Source organism: Stenotrophomonas sp. P5_A9 (assembly GCF_056400525.1).
The window spans coordinates 126,064-152,107 of sequence record NZ_JBFULC010000017.1 but is presented as its reverse complement, the minus strand read 5'-3'; the positions used below and the strand labels follow the sequence as shown (position 1 = coordinate 152,107).

The window sequence follows — 26,044 nt, the reverse complement described above, 5'->3', positions numbered from 1 at the left end:
CCCCATGCCCTTGGAGGCGAAATAAAGGAGGAGGGGGCGGCCGCAGGCCGACACCGGGGGACATTCGCCGGAAAGGGCATGGGGCCCAGYGCCCGACCCACCGACCGCCCCGCGTGGCGGCAATACCCCTCACGTCCCCACGTGCACGCCTTCCACGATCTCGCTGCACCCAAGATGGTCCAACGCGATCTCCAGTGCATGCATGTAACTCTGCGCGCGGTACCCGTGCGCCACACCGATACGCTGGCCCACGTCCGCCGGCAGGCACGCCTCCGGCGTCCGGGTGTCATCGTCGTGCACTTCCACGTAGACATTGTGCAGATGCGGCAGCAACCGGTGCAGGCGCACGCTGCCTACGCAGGCGCCCGGATCGAGCAGCGTCACCTCGCCGCGGCTGTGGTCGGCCACGCGCAGCGCGTCCAGCAGTTCCTGTTCGGAGCCGCAGGCGCGGATTGCCACCGTGGTGCCGGCATCGATCGCACGGTGCACCAGCGATTTCAACACCGGTGCCGGCAACGGCTGCGCGGTGCGGATCAGCGGACCGGCTGCTTCCGGCCCGCGAATGATGAAGATCGACATGGCTCAGGCCCCCTCCGGCACGACCTGCAGGCGACGCGCGGCGATCGCCAGCGACAGCCGGCAGGCATCGTCGCGGCCGCTGCTGCACACCACCCGCGCGGTCGGTGCGTGCTGCGGGTGCAGGTGGTCATCCAGCGCGTCGTCGTCGTTGCTGGCCATCTCGATGTACGGCGCCGGCAACGCCTCCAGCGCACTGCGCAGCGCCTGGCCGTAACGCGCCCACTGATGGCCATCGACGGCGGTCGTGGCAATCAGCACCAAGGCAGGACGGCTGCGCTGGGCCCGCTGCAGGCAACGCACCAGCGCCGGCAGCGAGTCGCAATCGCGGCAGGCCAGGCGGTGCCCGGCGACCCGGGCAGGCACCGGCGCGGCATCCGGCGCCGCGCCAGGCGGCGTGTGCCGGATCATCAGGATGGTCATGGAACACCTCGAACAAGCGCCCTGCGGCGCGGTGACGCCACGATGCGACCGGGGCCCGTAAAACCGCCATGCCGGTGGCCGCTTCCGCGCGTAAATATCGCGTAGCTTCTGCACCAACCACCGGGAACTTGGCCACCGCCGGCCGGTCACAACCAGACCCCTTGAGAGCGCCCTGCCATGGATAGTTCCACCGCTGCTGCCCCGAACCGGATGCTGCATTGGCTGAAGAAGGAAGCGCTCCCGCTGGCGGTGATGCTCGGCCTGCTGCTGGCCGCACGCGACTCGCTGGCCAACCACTACCAGGTGCCCAGCGGCTCGATGCAGCACACCCTGATGCCGGGCGACCGGGTGGTGGTGGACATGCGCGCCTACGGTCTGCGCCTGCCGTTCACCTCGGTTGAACTGCTGCACACCGGCCAGCCGCAGCGCGGCGACGTGGCGGTGTTCGACTCGCCGGTGGACGGCATCCGCCTGATCAAGCGCATCGCCGCCGTCGGCGGTGACCGGGTGGAACTGCACGAGGGCCACCTGAGCATCAACGGCCAGCCGCTGGCCGAGGCCGGCGCGGGCGAGATCGAGGACTTCGGCCAGCACCTGGCCCAGCTCGACCTCGGCCAGGGCGGCGGTCCGGACATCAGCGGCCTGACCGTGCCGGCCGGCAAGGTGCTGATGCTTGGCGACCACCGTGGCAACAGCGCCGACGGTCGCTATTTCGGTCTGGTGGATGCCTCCGCCCTGTATGGCAAGGCCGCGCGGGTCTACTACCGGCGCGGCGAGGGCCTGACCTGGCAGTCCCTCTAACCCGGCGCGTGATCTGAATCGAGATGTCGGACGTCTCGATCCAGACAGTCCAGGTTATGGATCGACCTGTCGGCGCTGCCTATCCTGAGCGCTGACTCTTCACTCCGGCCCGGACACACGGGCCTTACCGGCATGAATGGCGACACCGCAGCGGTCCCCGCCCGCAGCCCCCAGGCCCCCGCCACGGCAGCGGCTGCGGACCACATCCAGCAAGGCACGCCGGCGTTCCGGCGCACCGCCGCGGCACTGTTCCTGGCCGGTTTTTCCACCTTCGGCCTGCTCTACACGGTGCAGCCGCTGCTGCCCGAGTTCAGCCGGCACTTCGGCGTCTCGGCAGCCAACAGCGCGCTGACCCTGTCGCTGAGCACCGGGCTGCTGGCGGTGTCGATGCTGATCGCCGGGCTGATCTCCGACCGCATCGGCCGCCGCGGGGTGATGGTCGCCGCGCTGCTGGCCTCCAGCGTGTTGTCGGTGGCGACGGCGATGGTCGATGACTGGTCCACCCTGCTGGTGCTGCGCACGCTGCTGGGCATCGCGCTGAGCGGCGTGCCGGCGGTGGGCATGACCTACCTGGCCGAAGAAATGGACAGCCGCGCGCTGGGCCTGGCCATGGGCCTGTACATCGGCGGCAATGCGATCGGCGGCATGAGCGGCCGTCTCATCGCCGGCATCGTGGCCGACCACTGGGGCTGGCGCTGGGGCATCGGCGTGGTGTCGTCGATCGCGCTGCTGAGCACCGTGCTGCTGTGGTTCCAGCTGCCGCCCTCCCGCCACTTCCAGAGCCGTCGCGGCGGCCTGCGCGAACTGCCGGCACGCTGGCGCAGTCTGTTCGCCGATCCCGGGCTGCCGTGGCTGTTCGCCACCGCGTTCGTGCTGATGGGTGTGTTCGTCACCCTCTACAACTACCTGGGCTACCACCTGCTCGCCCCGCCCTATGGGTTGAGCCAGACCGTGGTCGGGCTGATCTTCAGCGTGTACCTGGTGGGCACCTTCAGCTCGGCGTGGATGGGGCAGCAGGCCAACCGGCATGGTCGCAGCCGCGTGCTGGCGATCTGCTACGGGCTGATCGCGCTGGGCATCGTGCTGCTGGCGCTGCCGTGGCTGGGCTGCATGGCCCTGGGCATCGCGCTGGTGACCTTTGGTTTCTTCGGTGGGCACTCGGTAGCCAGCAGCTGGGTCGGCAGCCGTGCCGGGGCGATGCGCGCGGAAGCCTCGGCGCTGTACCTGTTCGCCTATTACCTGGGCTCCAGCGTGGCCGGCGTGATCGGCGGCGTGTTCTACACGCACTGGGACTGGCTGGGCGTGTGCGGCTTCGTCGGCGTGTTGACCGTGGCCGGCGGCGCGATTGCCTGGCGGCTGCGGCAGCGCGTGCAACCGACCGCCGCCGCCGCGCTCGCGCTCAGCCGCTGACGCCCTGCAGCAGCCGGGTGAAGTGCGCGATCAGCGGCGAGGCCGCACCGCGCCGGCAGGCCACGTGCACTTCCGAACTGGCGGCGCGGTCGCTCAGGGCGACAAAACGTGCACCGTCGACCTGGATATGGCTGCACGAGGATGGCAGCACCGTCACGCCCAGCCCGGAGGCGGCCAGGCTGATCAACGTCGAGGCCTCACCGGCTTCCTGCACGATACGCGGGGTGAAGCCGGCGCTGCGGCACAATGCGATGAAATGATCGTGGATGCCCGCGCCGACCTCGCGCAGGAAACCCACGAACGGCTCATGGGCAAACAGCCGCAATGCCACTGGTGCGTCGGCGGCCAGACCGCGTACCAGCGGATGCTGGCCATGCACCACCAGCGCCAGTGGATCGCTGAACAGCTTGCGCGACATCAACGGTGCCGGCAAAGCACGTTTGCGGATCAGCCCGACGTCCAGCTCGCCGGCCATCAGCGCATCGATCTGCTGCAGCGTGTTCATCTCGCGCAGCTTCAACTGCACCTCCGGAAACTGCTGGCGGTAGGCGAAAATCGCCCGGGGAATCTGCGTGGACAGCGGCGTGGCACGGGTCAGCCCGATGCGCAGCTCGCCGGTTTCGCCGCGTTGCGCGCGCTGGGTCAGATCAATCGCGGTGTCGACCCGGGCCAGCACCTCACGTGCCTGCTCCTGCAGGACGCGGCCGGCATCGGTGAGTTCCACGCGGCGATTGGCGCGCAGGAACAGGCGCGCACCGAGCAGGGTTTCCAACTGGCGGATCTGTTGGCTGAGCGGCGGCTGCGACATGCCCAGGCGCTCGGCCGCGCGGCCGAAATGCAGGGTGTCGGCGACGGCCAGGAAGTAGCGCAGGTGGCGCAGTTCGATCGGCATGGAAGGGGCCTGCGTCAGCGCTCGGAATGACCGCTTTCATCATAGCTGCGCGGCGTGAACAGGTCCGGCTGGATCAGGTCGATGAAGGCGCGCGCCTGCGGCGACAGGAAGCGTCCACGGCGCACGATCACCCCATAGCTGCGCTCGGGGAACCAGGCGCTCATCGAGCGCGTCAGCAGCTTGTCGTGGTCGGCATCGTTGAGGCACAACGCCGGCACGATCGAGATGCCCATGCCCATCGCCACATACTGCTTGATCACCTCCCAGCCGCCCACTTCCAGCGCCACGGTGTAGGGCATGCGCTGGCGCTGGAACACCTGGTCCACCAGTCGGTAGGTGATCTGGCGCTTGGGTGGCAGGATCAGCGGATAGGCGGAGATCGCCTCCAGGGTCAGTTCCTTCACCCGTGTGAGCGGGTGGTCGGGCGGGGTGATCAGCACCTGCTCGAAACGGTAGGCCGGCGCATAGCTCAGGTCGGCCGGGACGTCGGTCATCGAGCCCACCGCCAGGTCGGCCGCATCGCTGCGCAGCAGTTCCGTGCCGTCGGCACTGATCGCGTTGTGCAGGGTCAGGCGCACGTCCGGGTGACGCTGGCGGAAGCGCTCCACGATGCGCGGCAGCAGGTACAGGATGGTCGAGCTGTTGGCGGCGATGTTGAGTTCGCCCGCGTCCAGCCCCTTCACCTTGTCGCGAAAGCTGGCCTCCAGCCCGTCCAGGTTCTCCACCAGCGGCTGGGCCATCTCGAACAGCAGCTGGCCTTCGCGGCTGGGCACCAGCCGGCGCCCGCTGCGCTCGAACAGCACCACCCCCACTTCGCGCTCCAGCGCCTGCAATTGCTGGCTGATGGCCGGTTGGCTGACGAAAAGCGCCTCAGCCGCACGCGAGACCGAACCCAGCCGGACGGTCTGGCAGAACGCCCGCAGCGGCTTGAGCCGATCGGATTTGTAGGAAAACCGGGGACTTGGCGGGCGCGGTGTGGGCATGGTGTCACGAGTATAAGCTCACCTTATGTAATGCATTGCGATAACTGTTTTGTCAAATACGGTACGGCGGCGCACGGTGAAGCCCTACCGCATTGCAGGAGCCCGCCATGTCCGCCGTCGCCGCTTTCGCCACTGCCCAGCCCACCCCGGCCGATGCCCCCGCCACCCCCGGGATCACGCTGACCACCCAGCTCGCCGGCCAGTCCGCGTTGCTGCCGGCGGGGGTACTGGCCTTGCTGGTGTCGCTGCACCGTGCGGTGGAGCCCGAGCGCCAGCGCCGGCTGCAGGCCCGGGTGGCGCGCCAGGCGTTCTTCGATGGCGGCGGGCTGCCGGACTTCCGCGCCGACACCGCGCAGATCCGCAATGAAGACTGGACCGTCGCCCCGCTGCCGGACGCGCTGCAGGACCGCCGCGTGGAGATCACCGGCCCGACCGACCCGAAGATGGTCATCAACGCGCTGAACTCCGGGGCCAAGGTGTTCATGGCCGACTTCGAGGATTCCACCGCACCGGCCTGGCGCAACCTGCTGGCCGGCCAGCAGGCGCTGATCGGCGCGGTGCGCGGCGATCTGACCCACACCGGCCCGTCGGTGGACGGCAAGCCGGGCAAGCAGTACGCGCTGCGTCCGTTCAACGAACAGGCCGTGCTGATCGTACGTCCGCGCGGCTGGCACCTGGACGAAAAGCACGTGCGCATCGACGGCCAGCCAATCGCCGGTGGCTTGTTCGATGCGGCGGTATTCGCCTTCCACAACGCGCGCACGCTGATGTGCAAACAGCGCGGCCCGTACTTCTACCTGCCCAAGCTGCAGAGCATGGAAGAGGCGGCGCTGTGGGAGACCGCGCTGTCGCACATCGAAGGCATGCTCGGCCTGCCGCACGGGCAGATCAAGGTCACGGTGCTGATCGAAACACTGCCGGCGGTGTTCGAGATGGACGAGATCCTGCATGCGCTGCGCGACCGCATCGTCGGCCTGAACTGTGGGCGCTGGGACTACATTTTTTCCTACATCAAGACCTTCCGCCGCCACGCCGACAAGGTGCTGCCCGAGCGCGGCCAGGTGACCATGACCCAGCCGTTCCTGAAGGCTTATTCGGAACTGCTGATCCGCACCTGCCACCGCCGCGGCGCGCATGCGATGGGCGGCATGGCCGCGCAGATCCCGATCAACCACGATGCCGCCGCCAACGAACAGGCGATGGCGCGGGTGCGGGCGGACAAGCTGCGCGAAGTCACCGCCGGCCACGACGGCACCTGGGTGGCGCATCCGGCGCTGATCCCGGTGGCACAGGCGATCTTCGACGAACACATGCCCGGGCCGAACCAGCACGCGGTACTGCGCCGGGATGTGCAGGTGGGGCGCGATGCGCTGATCGCCGCGCCCACCGGCACCATCACCCGCGCCGGTTTCGAGGGCAACGTGGAAGTCTGCGTGCGCTACCTGGCCGCGTGGCTGGACGGCAACGGCTGCGTGCCGATCCACCACCTGATGGAGGACGCGGCCACCGCCGAGATCAGCCGCAGCCAACTGTGGCAGTGGCTGCACGTGCCCGGCCAGCAGCTCGACGACGGCACCGCCATCGACCTGCCCCTGCTCGACGCCACCCTGGCCCAGCTTCCCGCACGCCTTGGCGACCGCAGTGCGCTGCCCGGTGCCGCCCGCATCGACGAAGCCATCGCGCTGCTGGCGCAGCTCAGCCGCCGCGATGAACTCACCGATTTCCTGACCCTGCCCGCTTACGACCGTCTGGACTGACCTGTACCGCCCGCCTCCAGCATCGCTTCACCCATTCAACGTATTCCCCCCTGGAGAAACGCCATGAGCACGCTGCCGACCGCCGAACAGATCCAGCACGAATGGAACACCGACCCGCGCTGGGCGGGCATCCAGCGCAACTACACCGCCGCCGACGTGGTGCGCCTGCGCGGCACCGTGCACGTGGAGCATTCGCTGGCCCGGCTGGGCGCGGAAAAGCTGTGGACCTACCTGCAGGAAAAAGACTTCGTCAACGCGCTTGGCGCGCTGACCGGCAACCAGGCCATGCAGCAGGTCAAGGCCGGTTTGAATGCCATCTACCTGTCCGGCTGGCAGGTGGCCGCCGACGCCAACCTGGCCGGCCAGATGTACCCCGACCAGTCGCTGTACCCGGCCGACTCGGTGCCGGCGGTGGTCAAGCGCATCAACAACACGCTGCTGCGTGCCGACCAGCTGCACCATGCCGAGGGCAAGGACGATATCGACTTCCTGCAGCCGATCGTGGCCGATGCCGAAGCCGGTTTCGGCGGCGTGCTCAACGCCTTCGAACTGATGAAGGCGATGATCGAGGCCGGCGCGGCCGGGGTGCACTTCGAGGACCAGCTGGCCTCGGTGAAGAAGTGCGGGCACATGGGCGGCAAGGTGCTGGTGCCCACCCGCGAGGCCATCGAAAAGCTCAACGCCGCGCGCCTGGCCGCTGACGTGATGGGCGTGCCGACCCTGCTGGTGGCCCGCACCGACGCGGAGGCCGCCGACCTGCTGACCAGCGACATCGACCCCAACGACCAGCCCTTCGCCAGCGGCGAGCGCACCCCGGAAGGCTTCTACCGCACCCGCAACGGCCTGGACCAGGCGATCAGCCGCGGCCTGGCGTATGCGCCCTATGCCGACCTGATCTGGTGCGAGACCGGCAAGCCGGACCTGGAGTTCGCGCGCAGGTTCGCCGAGGCCATCCATGCCAAGTTCCCCGGCAAGCTGCTGGCCTACAACTGCTCGCCCAGCTTCAACTGGAAGAAGAACCTGGATGACGCCACCATCGCGACCTTCCAGAAGGAAATCGCCACATACGGCTACAAGTTCCAGTTCATTACCCTGGCCGGCTTCCACGCCCTGAACTACTCCATGTTCAACCTGGCCCACGGCTACGCGCGCCGCCAGATGAGCGCCTTCGTGGAGCTGCAGGAGGCCGAGTTCGCCGCCGCCGATCGCGGCTTCACCGCGGTCAAGCACCAGCGCGAGGTCGGCACCGGCTACTTCGACGCGGTCACCCAGGCCATTCAGCAGGGCCAGTCCTCGACCACCGCGCTGACCGGCTCGACCGAGGAAGAGCAGTTCAACGCCGAGCGCGCGGCCTGACCGGCGCCTGCAGCTCCCCTAAGGGCGGCCAGGGAAGGCCGGCGTGACGGGCGGCAACGAGACCGCCCGTCGCCTTGTTCGGACCGCTCGACGGCCGGCGCCGCGTGGATCCGGTGGCCGCTGGCCGATCCGGAGCGCGTATGGAAGGGGGATGTGCCGGGCCGGTCGAAAAAGTACGGCGTCCGTGCTCTGAAATGGGATGAGGCGCACAGTTTTTAGGGGTGCTATCCTCATCCGCTCACCGGGGGAACGCTGGGAAGCGGGTGCACGGGATGACCGGCAAGGTTGCGGCGGCGAATGTGTGCGAACAGGAACCAGGCATCGCCCAGACGGCGATGGCTGAGATCGTGCACGCCATCCTGAGCCCGAGCGAATTCGACCTGTTCGCCGAGTTCGGCCAGGAGCGCCTCCTGCCCCAGGGTGACCACCTGTTCCATCGGGGTCAACCCGGCGACACCATGTATGTGATCGTCAGCGGTTGCATCGAACTGGACTTCGGCGAAGACCTGCTGGTGAAGTCGCTGGGGCGCAATGAATTCTTCGGTGAACTCGGCCTGCTGATCGGCGACCACCCGCGCAGCGCCGATGCCCGCGCCGTGGCCGACAGCGTCGTGCTGGAGCTGGGCAACGGCGATTTCCAGCGGCTGGTCGAACGCGACCCCGGCCTGATCGCCTATTTCCTGCGCCGCACGATCATGCGCGTGGTCAGCAACGAACAGGTCCTGATCCGGCAGCTGCGCCGGCGCAACCACGACCTGGAAACCGCGCTGGACAACCTCTACGTCACTACCCACCAGCTCACCCACACGCGCGAGCTGGTGCGCACCGACGAGCTGACCGGCCTGCACAACCGCCGCGGCCTGGCGCTGTACCTGCAGGAATGCCGCAGCCACGACGACGGCCCCCCGCAAGGCCTGCTGCTGATCGACTGCGACCGGTTCAAGCAGGTCAACGACGAATACGGCCACCAGGCCGGCGACCGCGTGCTGCAGAGCGTGGCCAATATCCTGCGTTCGGTGGCCACCGAACGGGACATGGCCTGCCGGCTGGGCGGCGACGAGTTCTGCCTGCTGCTGCGCAGCGCCGACCAGGACAGCCTGCAGCACGCCGCCGAGTTCATCCTCAGCGCCGTGCACGGCCTGATGGACCGCGCCCACGGCGTGCCCCACGTCTGTCCGGTCAGCATCGGCGTGCGCCTGCTCGAGCCCCATACCGACTGGAGCGAGTGGTACGCTCGCGCCGACAACGCGCTGTACCAGGCCAAGCGCCTGGGCGGCAACCGGCTGCACTGGTCGCGTGCCGCGACCGTCATACCCTGACGCGGGAAGAACGGCATGAATGGCGACAACGGAACGTCGACCCAGGCACCGCAGATGCGGGCGTTGTTGTTTACCGACCTGTGCGATTCGTTGATCCTGGTCGAGCGGATTGGCGATGCGGCCGCCGCCGAGCTATTCCAGCAGCACGACCGGTTGGTGCTGACGTTGCAGCAGCAGTGGAATGGGCAGCAGATCGACCGCTCCGATGGGCTGTTCCTGTTGTTTGATCGGGCGATTGATGCGCTGGGGTTTGCGCTGGATTACCAACACAACCTGCAGCGGTTGGGCGATCAGTGCGGCATCCCGATACGCGCGCGCGCAGGCCTGCATGTGGGCGAGGTGATCCTGTGGAACAACAGCGCTGAAGCCGTGGCGTTCGGTGCCAAGGCTGTCGAAGTGGAGGGCCTGGCCAAACCGATGGCGGCCCGGCTGATGCAGCTGGCGCGTCCCGGCCAGATATTGGTGTCCTCCACTGCCGAGTCGATGGTGCGACGACTCGTGGACAGACTAGGAGAGACCGGCAATGGCTTGAAATGGAAGTCGTTTGGACGCTGGCGCTTCAAGGGCGTTCCGCAGCCACTCGAAGTATTTGGCGTCCATGGGCCGTCGCTTCCGCCGCTCCAGCGTCCTCGGGCCTCTTCCAAGGCGATGCGGGATATCCCGCTTTGGCGTCGCCCGATCGCGATGGCAGCGCAGGCCACGCTGATCGTGACCACAATTCTGACCATCTGGCTGATTGCCCGTCCTGAGCCGGCGATCGCTTTTGCCGAGCGAGACTGGGTGGTGTTGGCCGATATCGAGAATGCGACCGGCAATCCGCTGTTGAATGATGGGCTCGGACAGGCGTTTCGGATCAGCCTTGAACAGTCCCGATACGTGAACGTGCTCAGCGATCTCAAGACCCGCGAYACGATGGGGCGGATGATGCGCGCGCCAGGCAGCATCATCGACCGGGCCGCCGCGGTCCAGATTGCGTCACGCGACGGTGCCAGGGCGGTGCTTGTACCGTCCGTCCGCGAAATCCACGGAAAGCTCCGGGTCTCGATTGACGTGATCGATCCGGTGAGCAAGAAGTCTGTCTATAGCGTATACGCCGATGGAAGGGGCTACAGCTCGGCGCTGTCCTCCACCGATGAGGTAGTCGCTCAATTGCGCGGCCGCCTGGGTGAAGCCCTGTCGGACGTGCAGCGGGCCTCCAATCCCCTGCCGGAAGTTGCGACGGCAAACCTGGATGCCCTGAACGCATATGCCAAGGGCCAGGCAATGTATGGCGACGACCAGGTGAGAGAGTCGCGAAAGTACTTTGAGATAGCCACCAACATCGACCCCGAATTTGCGATGGCCTGGCTTGCGCAGATGCGCGTGCTGGTTAGCCTCGGCAAGCGGGATGAAGCGCGGGACATCCTGGCGAAGGTTGACCGCCTGCGCAGTCGCCTGACGACGAGGGAACAGTTGTATCTGGACGCATGGAAGCTGGACCTGCTCTCGAACAATGAGTCCGCATCGCTGGATGCCTGGGCGACGATGGAGAATCTCTACCCTGACCATCATGGGGCACGGGTGAACCATGCCTGGGCGGCATTCCTGCTGGGGCGGTACGCAGAAGCAGAGAGTGCCGTTGCAGCTGCCGACGTTCAACAGAACCCGCTGAGGCCGGTGACGCTGCATCTGCTTGGGCGCATTCAATTGGCACAAGGAAAATTGAACGCCGCGTTGGCCACCCAGCGCCGCGCGTTGACGATGTCAAACGGTGAGACAAACAGACATATGGTGGCGGCGATCGCCGCGTCCGGTGATGTTGAAAAGGCCAGCAAGATGCTGGCGGCCATTCCAGGCCCCGGGCCTGCACAGTGGCTGGAAGGGGTCTCGCTGGACTTGGATCGCGGGGACACGGAGGCTGCTGCAGCGGCGGCAGTAGAGGCGGCTGCAAACTGCAAAGATTCTGCTTCGGTGTGCGAGTTCCTTTCCGTGGTTGCCGTCGTCACCCAGGCGGCATCGGGAATGTGTGCGTCTCGCGTTCGGGTGGAGAAGACGTTCGGGTCCCTGCTTGCCCTTGCCGGTGATCCCTCTGCCGATGATCGCGGGCAGCGGCTATTCTTCGCCGCATCGATGATGTATGCGGCACAACGGATGGGGTTGGGCGACGCATTCGCCCGTCACACGCCGCAGATGCAAACACTATCCAGTGAGATAGGCGATGCGAAGACCACTGAGCTGTTAGCTGTCGTCAAGGCCAATCAACAACGCATGGCTGGCGACCCGGCCGGCGCGGCACGTCAGCTAAAGGTGCTCATCAATGGCAATGAGCTCTTCCAGGCGCACAGTGTATTGGCGTCCGCGCTACGCGACGCCGGTGATACCCAGGGAGAGGCAGCGCAGCAGGAGTGGTTGCGAAGCCAGCGTGGGCTGGCCTATGGCGAGGTTGCAGGATCTGCGGTGCTTCGCTCGTTGAACGTCCGTGACAGCGTGGCCTATCCGCCCCGGTCGGGGTGTCCCGTCGCCAAGGCGGCGCCGGGACGAGATCCTCGTATTACTGGCCGCCCGCAACGAAGCAATGCGGCACGGTGAACATACCCTTCTCGGTGAGATGACCGGTGAGATGAGCGCGCGAAGCCAGCAGCTCTTCCACTGATGCGAGCTGGCCCGGCATGGCGCACTCGACCGCCGCTTCCGCCGCAGCTTCACTCACCTGCTTAAGCGCTTCTGCCGGGTTTGCTTGAAATGCGGCGCGGAACGCATCGTCGGTTGTCAGCAGATCCAGAAGTGCGGCAGCATCGGAAAGGGAAAGCGGTACTTTGTGATTCGCCATATGCAGAAGGTCCAGTTGTGTATGTCAGGAAGTAATGCGCAGCATCGGATGTCACGGTATCGGTATCCATAGCGGCCAGCTCTTGCCGGTCTTGAGAACGCTGCCGTCGGAAGGAGCTTCATTCAATATCCATGTGCATCCCGATTCGGTATCTTTGAAAATCGGCCAGACCTTCAGCCAGCAGGATACGCATGAACATCTCAAGGTATCGTCGGTGTTACGCCGTGGCCGTCCTCCCAGATGAGCAGCCGGTGTTCTCGCTCGACAACTTGCTGGCAGGTGGCACAGGCATCGGGTTCGAACGCCGCTTGCTGGTGCGCGCAGCCCATCTGGACGAACCTGTTGCCTTGGCGGTCCCCGCCTGCATGTTCCTCCTTCAGAGCAGTGCGGAACAGTGGCAGGCATTTCCCGAGGAGCCCGAGGAGCTTGCCTTGGTGCTGGGATTGCGGGACGTAGGTCTGCTGATCACCGAGCGGGGTGAGCCGGTCGCGGCGAGGCAGGCCGATCAGCGTGTGCGTGATGGGCATTGGTGGGCGCTTTCCGCGATCCATCACCGGCACTCCCGCTGGTCGGGCGTAGACAGCGCCGGCGAGATGGAGAAAAACCGGCTGGTCACCGCGCAGGAGCTGGTCCAGCAGTTGGGCAAGCCGCCTGCCGAGGCACCCGCCCGGGTGTCTGGTGCCATAGCACTCCCACGGCCAGCGCCGGACGCCGTCGCAGAACTGCTCGCAGGCCGCACTACCTGCCGCAACTACGCGCGTGATCGCCCGGTGCCACTGAGCATGCTGGCCGGCATGCTGCAGAACGTACTGATGGCGCAGGCCCAGGTGGAGACCGAGCCGGGCGTGCGATTCCTGAAGAAGAACGTGCCGTCGGCAGGAAGCCTCCACCCTTTGGAGGCCTACGTCATCGCTCGGGATGTGGAGGGACTCTCGCCGGGTATCTATCACTATCACGCCATCGCACACGAGCTGGGACGCCAAACCACCCAACCCGACGACCTGGACGCGCTATGCCTGCGCCTGCTGTCGGGGCAGTACTGGTTCGCCTCCGCGCATGTCATGGTGGTTCTGGTCTGCCGGTTTGGCCGCAACTTCTGGAAGTACCGCAATCATGTCAAGGCATACCGCGCCGTCACCCTGGATGTCGGGCATGTCTCGCAGGCGTTGTACACCGCCGCCACGGCGCAGGGGCTCGGTGCCTTTGTCACCGCCGCCATCAACGAATCCGAGATCGAGGGATTGCTTGGTTTCGATCCGATGGTTGACGGGGTGCTGGCCGTGTGCGGATTTGGTTGGCGCGCCGAGGCCATGACCACCGCCGAGTTGGATCCGGTGGGGCGTGTATGGGTGTCGACGGACCGGGCCTGACAGGAACAATCTACTGCGCTGCCAGGATGCTGGACGGCGAAGCAGATCTACGGCTCTTGAGGCGTGTAGCGCGATGCGCTCAGAACAGCAGAGGTGCTATTTGATGACTCTGTGGACCTGCCCAGCTTCAAACGGAAATACCACGGTCATCGCGGCCCTGTGGCTGGACGGATAGTTCACCAAGGCGTCTCGAGCCAGTTGCATTTCCGCCATGCTGGCGAGGTTGCTCATGCACAGCCAGTCGGGGCATGTATGCATCGGTATTCCAAGCCAGGCCTATCTATCGGCACGCCTGCGTTGGCTGTGGCACAAACCGGGCGCGGAAGACATCGTCCGCGCACGGGCGGTCCAGAAGTGTGATGGTCATGTGTGGAAGCACTCTCGGCGGTGCAGCAGACGTAGCGTTGGGCGCGGTCGGGGATTGATCCATCGACCGTGCACCGCTGGCTGGGTTGCACAACGCGAAGAATCAGACGCCTCAGCCGCACACTACTGGATGCTTGGCCCACCGGCAGTAACGCTTACTCCGCCTCGAAATCCACCAGCACCGCTCCATCCCCCACCTGATCGCCCGCCTTCACCCGGTACCCCTGCACCACGCCATCGGCCGGCGCCTGCAGGGTGTGCTCCATCTTCATCGCTTCCAGCACCAGCAGCGGCGCGCCGCGCTTGACCTTCGTGCCCGGAGCCACCGACGTGGCGACGATGCGGCCGGGCATCGGCGCGAGCAGGCTGCCGGCGTCGGCGACGCCCTGGTTCGCTTCGCTGACCGGATCGTGCAGGGTGAAGCGCTGCGCGCCTTCGCTGCCGAACAGATACAGCGCATCGCCATCACGCACCACGCGGGCGCGGTGCAGTGCATCACCGCTCTGCACGCGCAGGGCATCGCCCTCGAGGCCGCCGTGGGCGATCACGCGCGCATCGCCGACGGTCACCGACCACGCGCCGTCCTGCTGCTGCACCGTCACCGACTGTTGGGTGCCGCGGTGCTCCAGCGTCAACGTGCGCGGTGCACGTGCACCCAGTCGCCAGCCGTCCTGCTGCTGCCAGGGCGAATGCGGGTCACGCGCGTCGATGCGGGCCGCACCCTGGCTGCTGATCGCGGCAATGGCGGCCATCGCCCACAAGGCCGGATCGCTATTGTCCGCGTTGGGTGCCAGCGCAACCTGCTCGCGCTCGATCAGCGCGGTGTCCAGGTTGGCGGTGGCGAACGAATCGGTCATCACCAACCGGCGCAGGAACGCGGCATTGGTGGTCACGCCGACCACTTCGCACTCGGCCAGGGTCTGCTGCATGCGGCGCAGCGCGGCATCGCGGTCCACGTCCCAGACGATCAGCTTGGCGATCATCGGGTCGTAGAACGGGGTGATCGCATCGCCCTGCTCGACACCGGCGTCCACGCGGACATGCGCGCTGCCCGACGGCAGTCGCAGGTGGTGCAGGGTGCCGGTGGACGGCAGGAAGCCGCGGTCGGCGTCTTCGGCGTACAGGCGCGCTTCCAGCGCATGGCCGCGGATCTGCAGCTGCTCCTGCTGCAGCGGCAGCGGTTCACCGCTGGCCACACGCAGCTGCCATTCCACCAGGTCGGTGCCGGTGATGCACTCGGTGACCGGGTGCTCCACCTGCAGGCGGGTGTTCATTTCCATGAAGAAGAAATCGCCGTTCGGCGCGGCGATGAATTCCACCGTGCCGGCACCGACATAGTTGACCGCGCGCGCCGCATCGACGGCGGCCTTGCCCATCGCCGCGCGACGCTCGGGCGTCATGCCCGGGGCGGGGGCTTCTTCCAGCACCTTCTGGTGGCGGCGCTGCACCGAGCAGTCGCGCTCGAACAGGTAGACCACGTTGCCGTGGCTGTCGCCGAACACCTGGATCTCGATATGGCGCGGACGCTCGACGTATTTCTCCACCAGTACATGCGCATTGCCGAACGCCGACTGCGCCTCGCGCTGGCAGCTGGCCAGCGCGTCGATGAAGTCGGCACTGGCGTCGACGCGGCGCATGCCCTTGCCGCCGCCGCCGGCGCTGGCCTTGATCAGTACCGGGTAGCCGATCGCATCGGCCTGGGCACGCAGGAAGTCCGGAGCCTGGTCGTCGCCGTGGTAGCCGGGCGTGAGTGGCACGCCGGCCTTGTGCATCAGCGCCTTGGCCGCGCTCTTGTCACCCATCGCGCGGATCGCGTCGGCCGAGGGGCCGATGAACACGATGCCGGCCTCGGCACAGGCCTTGGCGAAGCCGGCGTTCTCGGACAGGAAGCCGTAGCCGGGGTGGATCGCCTGCGCGCCGGTGCGACGTGCGGCCTCCAGGATGGCGTCGCCGCGCAGGTAGCTCTCGCGTGCGGGCGCCGGGCCGATCGCGATGGCCTCGTCGGCCAGGCGCACGTGGCGCGCGTTGCGGTCGGCGTCGGAGTACACCGCCACGGTGGCGATGCCCAGGCGCTGGCAGGTTGCGATGACACGGCAGGCAATTTCGCCGCGGTTGGCGATCAGGATCTTGGTGAACATGGAGGTCTCGTGGCGCGGGCCAATGGCGGAGCAGGGGGCGGCACCTCGCGGTGCCGCGCGTGCCTTACATGCGGAACACACCGAACGCGGTCTTCTGCGCCGGCGCGTTGAGGCTGGCCGACAAGGCCAGGCCCAGCACGCGGCGCGTATCGGCCGGATCGATCACGCCGTCGTCCCACAACCGCGCGCTGGCGTAATACGGGTGGCCCTGCTGCTCGAACTGGTCGCGGATCGGGGATTTGAAGCCGTCCTCGTCCTCGGCCGACCACTGCCCGCCCTTGGCTTCGATGCCGTCGCGCTTGACCGTGGCCAGCACGCTGGCGGCCTGCTCGCCGCCCATCACGCCGATGCGCGCGTTCGGCCACATCCACAGGAAGTTGGGCGAGTAGGCGCGGCCGCACATGCCGTAGTTGCCGGCGCCGAACGAGCCGCCGATCACCACGGTGAACTTGGGCACCTTCGCGCAGGCCACCGCCATTACCAGCTTGGCGCCGTCCTTGGCGATGCCGCCGTGTTCGTACTTGCGGCCGACCATGAAGCCGGTGATGTTCTGCAGGAATACCAGCGGGATGCCGCGCTGGGTGCACAGTTCGATGAAGTGCGCGCCCTTCAGCGCGGACTCGGAGAACAGGATGCCGTTGTTGGCGATGATGCCCACCGGGTAGCCGTGCAGGTGCGCGAAGCCGGTGACCAGGGTGGCGCCGTAGCGCGGCTTGAATTCGTCGAATCGCGAATCGTCGACGATGCGCATGATCACTTCGCGCACGTCGTAGGGCTTGCGGGTGTCGGCGGGAATCACGCCATACAGCTCACTGGCCGGGTAGCGCGGTTCAACCGGGGCCTGCACGGCCAGGGCCGGCTCGGGCTTGCGCCAGTTGAGCTGGGCGATGATCGCGCGGACCCGGGCCAGCGCCTGCAGGTCGTTGTCGGCCATGTGGTCGGCAACGCCGGAGATGCGCGTGTGCACGTCTGCGCCGCCGAGTTCTTCGGCAGTGACCACTTCGCCGGTTGCCGCCTTCACCAGCGGCGGACCGCCGAGGAAGATGGTGCCCTGTTCGCGCACGATGACCGTTTCATCGCTCATCGCCGGCACGTAGGCGCCACCGGCGGTGCAGCTGCCCATCACGCAGGCAATCTGCGGAATGCCCTGCGCTGACAGGTTGGCCTGGTTGTAGAAGATCCGACCGAAATGATCGCGGTCGGGGAAGACCTCGTCCTGCAGCGGCAGGAACGCACCGCCCGAATCGACCAGATAGATGCACGGCAGGCGGTTCTGCTCGGCCACTTCCTGCGCGCGCAGATGCTTCTTGACCGTCATCGGGTAGTAGGTGCCGCCCTTGACCGTGGCATCGTTGGCCACGATCACGCATTCCACGCCCGACACCCGGCCGATGCCGGCCACCACGCCGGCACTGGGGATCGGATCGCCGTACATGCCGTGCGCGGCCAGCGGCGCGATTTCCAGGAAGGCACTGCCCGGATCAAGCAGGGCATCGATGCGATCGCGCACCAGCAGCTTCCCGCGCGCGGTGTGCTTGGCGCGGGCGGCCTCGCTGCCACCCAGCGCGGTGCGCGCCAGGGTGCTGCGCAGGTCATCGACCACCGCCTGCAACGCAGCGCGGTTGGCGTCGAAAAGTTCGCTGCCCGGTTGCAGCTGGGTGCTCAAGACGGTCATGGCGTGCCCTTACTTGGTGCGCTGGAACAGTTCGCGGCCGATCAGCATGCGGCGGATCTCCGAGGTGCCCGCGCCGATTTCATACAGCTTGGCATCGCGCCACAAACGCCCGGTCGGGTAGTCGTTGATGTAGCCGTTGCCGCCCAGTACCTGGATGGCCTGGCCGGTCAGCCAGGTGGCCTTCTCGGCCGAGTACAGGATCGCACCGGCGGCGTCCTGGCGGGTGGTGCGGCCCTGGTCGCAGGCGCGCGCCACCGCATACACATAGGCGCGGCAGGCGTTGAGGCCCACGTACATGTCGGCCAGCTTGGCCTGCATCAACTGGAAGGTGCCGATGGCCTGGCCGAACTGCTTGCGCTCGTGCACGTAGGGCATCACCACGTCCATGGCCGCGGCCATCAGCCCCAGCGGGCCACCGGACAGCACCACGCGCTCGAAATCCAGGCCGGACATCAGCACGTTGACGCCGCCGCCGACCGCGCCCAGCACGTTCTCTTCCGGCACTTCGCAGTCCTCGAACACCAGCTCGCAGGTGTTGGAGCCACGCATGCCCAGCTTGTCCAGCTTCTGCGCGGTGGAGAAGCCCTTCATGCCCTTCTCCACCAGGAACGCGGTGATGCCCTTGGCACCGGCCTCCAGGTCGGTCTTGGCGTAGACCACCAGCACGTCCGCATCGGGGCCGTTGGTGATCCACATCTTGTTGCCGTTGAGCACGTAGTGGTCGCCACGCTTGTCGGCGCGCAGCTTCATCGACACCACGTCCGAGCCGGCGCCGGGTTCGCTCATCGCCAGCGCACCGACCTTCTCGCCGCTGCACAGGCCGGGCAGGAAGCGCTGCTTCTGGTCTTCGGTGCCATTCTTGCGCAGCTGGTTCACGCACAGGTTGGAGTGCGCGCCGTAGGACAGGCCGATGCTGCCGGAGACGCGCGAAATTTCTTCCATCGCCACCACGTGGGCCAGGTAACCCATGCCGCTGCCGCCGTATTCTTCCTCCACGGTCAGCCCGAGCAGGCCCTGCTCGCCGAGCTTGCGCCACAGCGCATTGGGGAACAGGTTCTCTTCATCGGCCTGGGCCGCCAGCGGCGCGATTTCCACCGAGGCAAAATGGGCCACGCTCTGGCGCAGCAGGTCGATCTCTTCGCCGAGATCGAAATTCATGGTCGGGACGTGCATGGGGCGACTCCGCAACAGCTGGAAGGGACGCGCCGGTTGAGGTGGACGGCAAGGACCGTCCCGCGGGCGATTTGGCCCAGCGTAGCGGGGTTTGCAGAAGAAGTGAACACAAATTCAAAAATTGAACATAGAATCAACAAATGGCCTACAAACGCTCCGCACTGATGGAAGAACGCCTCGCCGGGGCCCGCGAACGGATCCTGCTGGCGACCCGTGCGCTGGTGGCCGCCGGCGGCTACCGCAACGCCCCGGTGACCGCCGTGGCGGCGGAGGCCGGGGTCTCCACCGGGTTGATTTACCGCCACTTCCCGTCCAAGGCCGAGCTGTTCGTGGAGGTGCTCACCGCCGCGGTCGAGCACGAACTGCGCATCTTTGAAGCCATTGCCGCCGAGCCATTGCCCGCCCCCGAGCGCCTGCGCCGGGCGATCACCGCCTTCGTCCGGCGGGCGCTGGCCGGCCCCGGCCTGGCCTACGCCTTCATCGCCGAGCCGGTCGATCCGGAGGTGGAAGCCGAGCGCATCCGCTGTCGCCGCTTGTTCGGTGAGGTGTTCCGGCGCATCGTCGCCGACGGCATCGAGGACGGCACCTTTCCGCCGCAGGACACCCACGTGGCGGCGGCCTGCATCGTCGGTGCGTTCACCGAAGCGCTGGTCGGTCCAACCGCGCCCAGCCGCGACGCGCACGGCGACGAACACGCGCTGGTGGAGTCGATCTGTGTTTTCTGCCTGCGGGCCGCGGGCGGCTGAGCCATGCCCATGCTGCATTGCGATAGAAAGTGGCAGCTTGCAGAGCCCCGCTGACGCTGGTCATACTCGACCGACAAGCCGTGGTCCAACGACTACCAGCCAGGGGTATAGAGAGTGCGGAATTACGACCTCGAGTTCCTGAAACGCTTTTCCATGGTCATCGCGCTGTTGATGGCCATCACGCTCGGCCTGATTCTGTTCGCTGCCTACCTGCACACCAGCATTCCCCCGGAAGTCTCCCCGTTGGCCGCCAAGCGCACTGAACAGCGCATTGCCCCGGCCGGCGCGGTCTATGCCGGCAGCACCGGCGCCGCCGCGCAGGCCTCGGCCAAGGCTGCGGCCCTGGCCAAGGCCGCCTCGCAGGTGGCCTACGGCGGTACCACCGACGGCAAGGTCATCTTCGACAACCTGTGCACCGCCTGCCATACCAATGGCGTGGGCAAGGCACCGACCCTGGACCACAGCCACTGGGATGCGCGCATCGCCCAGGGCAAGGACACGCTCTACAAGCACGCGGTGGAGGGCTACACCGGCCCGGACGGTGGCATCATGCCGCCCAAGGGCGGTAATCCGGCGCTGACCGAGGAGCAGATCCATGCCACGGTCGATTGGATGCTCGCCAACCTGAAATGACGGCTTTGCCGGATCAGGCCACCGACGCCGCCGAAGGGCGGCGTTTCACTTTATGTGGTTAGCCTTGTCGCACTTTCCTGGAGTCCTGCTTCCGATGCGCCGTACCCCCCTCGTGTTCGCCCTCGCGCTGGCGTTGTCCGGCGCGGTCCATGCCGCCCAGCCGCAGCCCGCCACCTCGCCGCAGGTGCGTCCGGCGCCGACCACGTCGGCCACGGTCACCCTGACCGCGCCGCCGACCGACTGGCGCACGCTGGATGGCCAGCAGGTGCGCATCGCCGCGCCGCTGACCCTGGCCGGCACCGATGGCCTGTCGCGCTTCGGTGAGCTGACCGTGGCCTTCGGTGGGCGTCTGTGGCAGCCGAGTGAAGTGGCCGCTCCCGGTACCGCGGGGCACGCGCAGGTGATGGCCGACAACCTGCATCGCCGGCTGGTGCTGGACGATGGCAGCGATGCCCGTGATCCTGGCCCGGCCGCCTACCTGCCGGCGGCCGCGAACCTGCGCACCGGCATGGTCCTGCGCAATATCGAAGGCATCGTCCGCATCGATCCCAAGGGCAACACCCGTCTGCAGGTGACCCGCCCGCTGAACCTGCCGGCGCTGGAACGCCCGGCGGTGCCGGTGGTGGCGGGCGCCCTGCACGTGGCGGCGTTCAACCTGGAGAATTTCTTCAACGGGGATGGTCAGGGCGGCGGTTACCCGACCCTGCGCGGCGCCCGTACCCTGGCCGAGCATCAGGCGCAGAAAGCCAAACTGGTGGCGACCATCAACGCCCTCGGTGCCGATGTCGCCGCGCTGATGGAACTGGAGAACGATGGTTACGGTCCGCAGTCGGCGATCGCCCAACTGGTCGATGCCCTCAACGCCGATCGAGGCGAGGGGGCCGACTGGCGTTTCATCGATGCCCGGCAGGGCCCGGGCGACAACCCGATCCGGGTCGGCATCCTCTATCGTGCTTCCCGCGTGACCCCGGTCGGGGCCCCCGCAGTGCTGGCGAAGGAGCCCTTCGGCGAGCGCAGCCGCGTGCCGCTGGCGCAGGCCTTCCGTGCGGGCAAGGGCGCGCCGTTCGTGGTCGTGGCCAATCACTTCAAATCCAAGGGCTGCTCCGACGCCACCGGCGCGGACGCTGACCAGAAGGACGGCCAGGCCTGCTGGAATGCCACCCGGGTCGCCTCGGCCACGCTGCTGGACCAGTGGCTGGCGACCGATCCCACCGGCGCGGGCACCCGCGATGCGGTGCTGCTGGGCGACTTCAACGCCTACGCGATGGAAGACCCGATCCGCACCCTGCACGCGGCCGGCTGGCGGGATGCGTTCGCCGTGGCCAAGGTTGAACGGCCTTACAGCTATGTCTACAACGGTATGACCGGCCGGTTGGACCACGCGCTGTTGAGCCCGGGCATGGCCAAGCGCCTGCGCGCCGCTGCGGAGTGGCACATCAACGCCGACGAGGCCGACGATGTCGGCTACCGCGACCGCAACGAAGCCGGCCCATGGCGCAGCTCGGACCATGATCCGCTGCTGCTGGGGTTTGATCGCTGATCCTGCATCGTCACTTCATCGCCAGTAGTGGCGTTCGATCCGGAAGGTGGCGCGGCACCCGTTGTCGACCCAAAGGTCGCTGTGGTCCTGGCCCCAGTCACGGCCGAACTCGCACGGCGAGCGCGAATCCCGGCTGATCAGGTGCACCGTGTCTTTTGCCGAAATCTGTACGTTGCAGCGTTGGAAGCGGTGGTCACTACTGTGGCAGCTCACCACCTCTGAATCCGGTCGGTCGCCCCCAACGGGATACGCGGGGGGATAGGTCGGGTAATGGGATGGTGGCGGGTAGGCCGGTGCGGTGAAATCAGGGAATCCCCCCAGGCTCGCACAGCCGCCCAAGGCCAGGCATGCCAGTGATGTCAGGAGTCGCGCAGAGGATGGTCGTGTCACAGGAGGCTTCCTGGCCAGTGGAGACCCGCGAGTCTATGTAGTGGGGTCCACGATCTGGCAGGTGCGAATGTGATCTCCGTCGGCGTATCAATCGAAACATCGCGTCGCGACTGCGCGGTTTGTTGCGTCAATGAGGCTGGTCGCTGCCTACCACGTGCCCCACGCGATCAACCCGATCGCGACCACGGCCAGCGCCAGGCCCACCCGGTTCCACACGCTGGTGCGCTCGCCGAAGCCGAGCATGCCCACCAGCGCACCCAGCACCACCACGCCGATGTTCATGCCGGCAAACACCACCGCCGGGCTGTCCGGCAGGTGCTGGTGGGCGCGCACGTAGAACAGGATGTTGCCGAAGTTGAGCAGGCCGAGCAGGGCGCCACCAACCCCGTTGCGCCATTGCAGGCGGGCGATCCCGCGCAGGTGGCGCCATAGCTGCAGGGCAAGCATCAGCACGAAGGCCAGGCAGAAGCTGGCCAGCAGCGCCGCCATCGAGGGCGTACCCGACAACGCCACCTTCTTGAGCAGGATGTCGACCAGGGCATAGCCCACCCACACTGCCAGCAGCCACGGCCAGGCCCGCCCGCCGGTGGGCTCGGCCGCACCGGCCCGCGGGCGCGCGCTGATACCCAGGATCGCCAACAGCCCCAATCCCAGCCCGGCCAGCTTCCAACCGTTGGCCGTCTCGCCGAACACCAGGAACGCGGCCAGCAGCGAAAGCAGCAGTGACAACCGCTGGGCCACATCGCTGCGCACGATCCCGGCGCGGGTCACCGCGCCGCCCATCATCAGGAAGATGGCCGGCAGCGCCACGGCCAGACAGAGCAGAGCGGCCCACGGCGCATGCGCGGTCTGCAGCGAGGCCAGCGAGGGTTGCAGCAGCACTGCGCTGAGCACGCTGGCGACCAGGTAATTCCAGGTCACCACCTGGGGCATGTCCAGCCGCCGGCGCGGCGCCAGCTTCAGCAGGACCGAGACCAGCACGCTGCAGAGAACGCTGAAAACCAGATAGTGCATGTACGGACCTGGCAGGGGCGGCGGTGAAGCACGCGGAGGGACGGTATTATGACGCCATGCACAATCCCCCATTTCCCCAAGAAAGCGGTGCGCTGACGCTGGACGGACCGGTCGGTCCGCTCGATGTCGTGGTCGATCTGCCCGAGGCCGATGTCGCCGTGCAGCCGGTGGTGGCGATCGTCTGCCACCCCCTGTCCACCGAGGGCGGCAGCATGCACAACAAGGTGGTGACCATGGCGGCGCGCGCGCTGCGCGACCTGGGCATCGCCACCGTGCGCTTCAACTTCCGCAGCGTCGGCGACTCGGCCGGCAGCTTCGACAATGGCGTGGGCGAGCAGGACGACCTCAAGGCCGTCGCCGCCTGGGTGCGTGCGCAGCGGCCGGGCCAGGCGCTATGGCTGGCCGGTTTCAGCTTCGGGGCATACGTCTCGTTGCGCGCGGCGGGCGACCTGCAGCCGACCACGCTGATCTCGATCGCGCCGCCGGCCGGGCGCTGGGACTTCGAGGGCATGCAGCCGCCGGCCCAGTGGCTGGTGGTCCAGGGCGAGGAAGACGAGATCGTCGATCCGCAGGCGGTCTATGACTGGCTGGACGGTATGGATGCACCGCACGAACTGGTGCGCATGCCCGATACCAGCCACTTCTTCCACCGCAAGATCGTCGACCTGCGCGGCGCGCTCATCCATGGCGTCAAGCAGTGGCTGCCCGACGCGGCCCCCGACGCGGCATGAGCGACACCGTGATGACCCCGTCGCAGCGCTACGCCGATGGCGTGGCCCGGGGCGAATGGCAAAACGACCCGGCCCAGCACGCCGCCCTGGCCGAGCTGGATCGCATCCATCTCGCGCTGGTCGACAGCGCCCAGGACGGCTGGCTGGACCGCCTCTCCGCATTCTGGAAGAAGCCCGAGCCGGTCAAGGGCCTGTATTTCTGGGGCGGGGTGGGACGCGGCAAGACTTTCCTGGTCGATCTGTTCTACGACGGGCTGCCGATCGAACAGAAGTACCGCACCCATTTCCATCGCTTCATGCGCGGCATCCACGAGCGCCTGCGCGAGCACCAGGGACAGAGCGATCCGCTGGCGAAGATCGCCCAGGAATGGCGCAGCAAGCTGCGCGTGCTGGTGCTGGACGAGTTCTTCGTCACCGACATCGGCGATGCAATGCTGCTGGCGCGCCTGCTCGAGCGCATGTTCGCCGAGGGCGTGACCCTGGTGACCACCTCCAATACCGCCGTGGAAAACCTGTACCTCAACGGCCTGCAGCGCGACAGCTTCCTGCCCGCCATCGGCCTGCTGCAGACCTACTGCGTGGAGCTGTACGCCGAAGGTACCGAGGACTACCGGATGCGGGCGCTGACCCGCTCGCCGGTGTACCAGGCCCCACGCGATGCCGGCAGCGATGCCTGGCTGGACACGCGCTGGGCCGAGCTCAGCGGTGGCCAGCCCGCCAAGCCGGGCAACATCGAGATCGAAAGCCGCAAGATCCCGGTACGCGGGCGCGGCAAGAGCATCGTCTGGTTCGACTTCAAGGCGCTGTGCGAAGGTCCGCGCGGGCCGTCGGACTACATCGAGATCGCGCACGAGTTCAACACCGTGCTGCTGGGCGACATTCCGCATTTCGACACACTCAACGAAGATGCCGCGCGTCGTTTCGTCAACCTGATCGACGAACTCTACGACCGCCACGTCAACCTGGTCTGCACCGCCACCGACTCCCCGGTCGCGCTGTACTCGGGCACGCGCCTGCAGGGCGCCTTCGAGCGCACCGCCTCGCGCCTGATCGAAATGCAGAGCGCCGAGTACCTGGGCACGCCGCACCGGGCGTGACCGGGCGGCGGTTTACGGTTTCGGCAGCGCCAGGGCATCGCCGCGCGGCTGCTCATGGGCGATGACCGGGGCGGCGTCCTCGTCGCGGTCCATCACCATCATCGCCAGGGCCTTGCCCTGGTAGCGCACTTCCAGCGACTGCTGCAGCGCATCCAGCGCCAGCACCTGGCTGCACAGCGACTGGGCCTGCGCCTCCAGCGCCTGGCCGCGGGCCTCCATCCGGCGGTCCAGGTCGGCCTCCATCTTCTCGGCGCGGGCTTCGATGCGGTCCGCGCCGCCGGTCAGCGTCGACCACATCACCCCGCGGGCCAGCGCGCCGGACATCGATTCGGCGGCCTGTTCGATGCGGGCCTCGAACTGTTCGCCGAACAGGTCCTGCTCCCAGATGCCACGGCCCAGCGTACGGCCCACGTAGTCGTGGGCATCCTTGCGCAAGGTTTCCACCTGGCGCGCCTTGCCGCGGCTGCCGGTCATGATCTCCACCGTGGCCCCCAATGCATCAAAGGCGATGTCCACCGACTCGCCGGCCACCCCGGCCACGGCCGGGACCAGCTGCCGGGTGCCCCACTCGAGCTGGCGCAGGCGCTGGGCATCGGCGGCACTGACCGGGATCGGCTGGCGGTCGATATTGAGCTCGCCGTCGTGGAAGAAGATCTCCGCCGGGACCCGGTCGCGGTTGCGCAGCCAGATCCCGCCACTGTCCACCAGCACGTTGTAGGGCGTGCCGACCCCGCACTGGCGCGAGGACAGCGCCGGCGGCGTGTTCTCTCCGGCCATCGCGGTGGCGGCCACGGCCAGGCTCAACAACAGACATCCGGTCACGGGCAGGCGCATGGGCATCGGGC

General features: G+C 67.3%; 23 protein-coding genes. 12 read left to right on the top strand and 11 right to left on the bottom strand.

Annotated elements, in window-relative coordinates; all coding sequences use genetic code 11:
- Nucleotides 1–129 precede the first annotated feature (129 nt).
- Together AC1DR7_RS07835 and AC1DR7_RS07830 are read right to left on the bottom strand one after the other, a co-directional pair.
- On the bottom strand, nt 130–579 hold the full coding sequence (locus AC1DR7_RS07835; RefSeq protein WP_457319164.1) for a 3-dehydroquinate dehydratase: 450 nt from the start codon (nt 577–579) through the stop codon (nt 130–132).
- 3 nt (nt 580–582) lie between these two features.
- Nucleotides 583–999 (bottom strand): hypothetical protein, encoded by a 417-nt coding sequence (locus tag AC1DR7_RS07830; RefSeq protein ID WP_457319163.1) that lies wholly within the window; start codon nt 997–999, stop codon nt 583–585.
- 177 nt (nt 1,000–1,176) lie between these two features.
- Here AC1DR7_RS07830 and lepB point away from each other — a divergent pair, with 177 nt between their 5' ends.
- Together lepB and AC1DR7_RS07820 are read left to right on the top strand one after the other, a co-directional pair.
- Nucleotides 1,177–1,800: a signal peptidase I gene (gene lepB, locus AC1DR7_RS07825; protein ID WP_478051001.1), complete on the top strand. Its 624-nt coding sequence runs from the start codon at nt 1,177–1,179 to the stop codon at nt 1,798–1,800.
- Nucleotides 1,801–1,932: 132 nt separating this feature from the next.
- Nucleotides 1,933–3,210, top strand: a complete 1,278-nt coding sequence (locus AC1DR7_RS07820) for an MFS transporter (RefSeq protein ID WP_457319161.1) — start codon at nt 1,933–1,935, stop codon at nt 3,208–3,210.
- Here AC1DR7_RS07820 and AC1DR7_RS07815 read toward each other — a convergent pair.
- The gene (locus tag AC1DR7_RS07815; protein WP_457319160.1) at nt 3,200–4,102 is read right to left on the bottom strand and encodes a LysR substrate-binding domain-containing protein; all 903 of its coding nucleotides are present in this window, start codon (nt 4,100–4,102) and stop codon (nt 3,200–3,202) included. The genes AC1DR7_RS07820 and AC1DR7_RS07815 overlap by 11 nt on opposite strands.
- Before the next feature lie 14 nt (nt 4,103–4,116).
- Nucleotides 4,117–5,085: a LysR family transcriptional regulator gene (locus tag AC1DR7_RS07810; protein WP_457319159.1), complete on the bottom strand. Its 969-nt coding sequence runs from the start codon at nt 5,083–5,085 to the stop codon at nt 4,117–4,119.
- Between the two features lie 107 nt (nt 5,086–5,192).
- On the opposite strand from AC1DR7_RS07810, the gene aceB reads away from it, so the two are divergent.
- From aceB to AC1DR7_RS07790, 4 genes are all read left to right on the top strand, one after another.
- Complete coding sequence (gene aceB, locus AC1DR7_RS07805) at nt 5,193–6,842, top strand: malate synthase A (protein ID WP_457319158.1); 1,650 nt, start codon at nt 5,193–5,195, stop codon at nt 6,840–6,842.
- Nucleotides 6,843–6,905: 63 nt separating this feature from the next.
- Nucleotides 6,906–8,198 (top strand): isocitrate lyase, encoded by a 1,293-nt coding sequence (gene aceA / locus AC1DR7_RS07800; RefSeq protein ID WP_256775257.1) that lies wholly within the window; start codon nt 6,906–6,908, stop codon nt 8,196–8,198.
- 272 nt (nt 8,199–8,470) lie between these two features.
- A complete protein-coding gene (locus tag AC1DR7_RS07795; protein WP_478051004.1) occupies nt 8,471–9,517 on the top strand; it encodes a GGDEF domain-containing protein in 1,047 nt (348 codons plus the stop codon).
- Between the two features lie 15 nt (nt 9,518–9,532).
- Complete coding sequence (locus AC1DR7_RS07790) at nt 9,533–12,085, top strand: putative peptide modification system cyclase (protein ID WP_478051005.1); 2,553 nt, start codon at nt 9,533–9,535, stop codon at nt 12,083–12,085.
- Here the strand turns inward: AC1DR7_RS07790 and AC1DR7_RS07785 are convergent.
- On the bottom strand, nt 12,048–12,326 hold the full coding sequence (locus AC1DR7_RS07785; protein ID WP_256775254.1) for an NHLP-related RiPP peptide: 279 nt from the start codon (nt 12,324–12,326) through the stop codon (nt 12,048–12,050). The two genes, AC1DR7_RS07790 and AC1DR7_RS07785, sit on opposite strands and share 38 nt — an antisense overlap.
- Nucleotides 12,327–12,517: 191 nt before the next feature.
- Here AC1DR7_RS07785 and AC1DR7_RS07780 point away from each other — a divergent pair, with 191 nt between their 5' ends.
- Entirely contained in the window at nt 12,518–13,696 is a 1,179-nt protein-coding gene (locus AC1DR7_RS07780) for a putative peptide maturation dehydrogenase (protein WP_256775253.1), read from the top strand.
- Between the two features lie 521 nt (nt 13,697–14,217).
- On the opposite strand, the gene AC1DR7_RS07775 is transcribed toward AC1DR7_RS07780, so the two are convergent.
- The 3 genes from AC1DR7_RS07775 to AC1DR7_RS07765 all read right to left on the bottom strand — a co-directional run bounded on the left by AC1DR7_RS07775 (nt 14,218) and on the right by AC1DR7_RS07765 (nt 19,048).
- A complete protein-coding gene (locus AC1DR7_RS07775) occupies nt 14,218–16,200 on the bottom strand; it encodes an acetyl/propionyl/methylcrotonyl-CoA carboxylase subunit alpha (protein WP_457319565.1) in 1,983 nt (660 codons plus the stop codon).
- A 64-nt stretch (nt 16,201–16,264) separates the two neighbouring features.
- Nucleotides 16,265–17,875: a carboxyl transferase domain-containing protein gene (locus tag AC1DR7_RS07770; RefSeq protein WP_256775251.1), complete on the bottom strand. Its 1,611-nt coding sequence runs from the start codon at nt 17,873–17,875 to the stop codon at nt 16,265–16,267.
- A 9-nt stretch (nt 17,876–17,884) separates the two neighbouring features.
- Entirely contained in the window at nt 17,885–19,048 is a 1,164-nt protein-coding gene (locus AC1DR7_RS07765) for an isovaleryl-CoA dehydrogenase (RefSeq protein WP_457319564.1), read from the bottom strand.
- Between the two features lie 140 nt (nt 19,049–19,188).
- Here AC1DR7_RS07765 and AC1DR7_RS07760 point away from each other — a divergent pair, with 140 nt between their 5' ends.
- The 3 genes from AC1DR7_RS07760 (at nt 19,189) to AC1DR7_RS07750 (ending at nt 21,967) form a co-directional block, all read left to right on the top strand.
- Nucleotides 19,189–19,794, top strand: a complete 606-nt coding sequence (locus AC1DR7_RS07760) for a TetR/AcrR family transcriptional regulator (RefSeq protein WP_256775249.1) — start codon at nt 19,189–19,191, stop codon at nt 19,792–19,794.
- 114 nt (nt 19,795–19,908) lie between these two features.
- Nucleotides 19,909–20,427, top strand: a complete 519-nt coding sequence (locus AC1DR7_RS07755; protein WP_256775248.1) for a c-type cytochrome — start codon at nt 19,909–19,911, stop codon at nt 20,425–20,427.
- A 94-nt stretch (nt 20,428–20,521) separates the two neighbouring features.
- Entirely contained in the window at nt 20,522–21,967 is a 1,446-nt protein-coding gene (locus AC1DR7_RS07750; protein ID WP_457318268.1) for an ExeM/NucH family extracellular endonuclease, read from the top strand.
- A gap of 15 nt (nt 21,968–21,982) precedes the next feature.
- On the opposite strand, the gene AC1DR7_RS07745 is transcribed toward AC1DR7_RS07750, so the two are convergent.
- Nucleotides 21,983–22,183 (bottom strand): DUF3011 domain-containing protein, encoded by a 201-nt coding sequence (locus AC1DR7_RS07745; protein WP_478054967.1) that lies wholly within the window; start codon nt 22,181–22,183, stop codon nt 21,983–21,985.
- Between the two features lie 321 nt (nt 22,184–22,504).
- Nucleotides 22,505–23,371, bottom strand: coding sequence for an EamA family transporter (locus AC1DR7_RS07740; protein WP_457318270.1), 867 nt, complete (start codon nt 23,369–23,371; stop codon nt 22,505–22,507).
- Between the two features lie 56 nt (nt 23,372–23,427).
- Here AC1DR7_RS07740 and AC1DR7_RS07735 point away from each other — a divergent pair, with 56 nt between their 5' ends.
- Both AC1DR7_RS07735 and zapE read left to right on the top strand, forming a co-directional pair.
- Complete coding sequence (locus tag AC1DR7_RS07735) at nt 23,428–24,102, top strand: alpha/beta hydrolase (protein WP_457318271.1); 675 nt, start codon at nt 23,428–23,430, stop codon at nt 24,100–24,102.
- The gene (zapE, locus tag AC1DR7_RS07730; RefSeq protein WP_256775244.1) at nt 24,099–25,199 is read left to right on the top strand and encodes a cell division protein ZapE; all 1,101 of its coding nucleotides are present in this window, start codon (nt 24,099–24,101) and stop codon (nt 25,197–25,199) included. Before AC1DR7_RS07735 ends, zapE begins: the two co-directional genes overlap by 4 nt.
- A 12-nt stretch (nt 25,200–25,211) precedes the next feature.
- Here the strand turns inward: zapE and AC1DR7_RS07725 are convergent, their stop codons facing one another.
- Complete coding sequence (locus AC1DR7_RS07725) at nt 25,212–26,033, bottom strand: DUF2884 family protein (protein WP_457318272.1); 822 nt, start codon at nt 26,031–26,033, stop codon at nt 25,212–25,214.
- Nucleotides 26,034–26,044 lie beyond the last annotated feature (11 nt).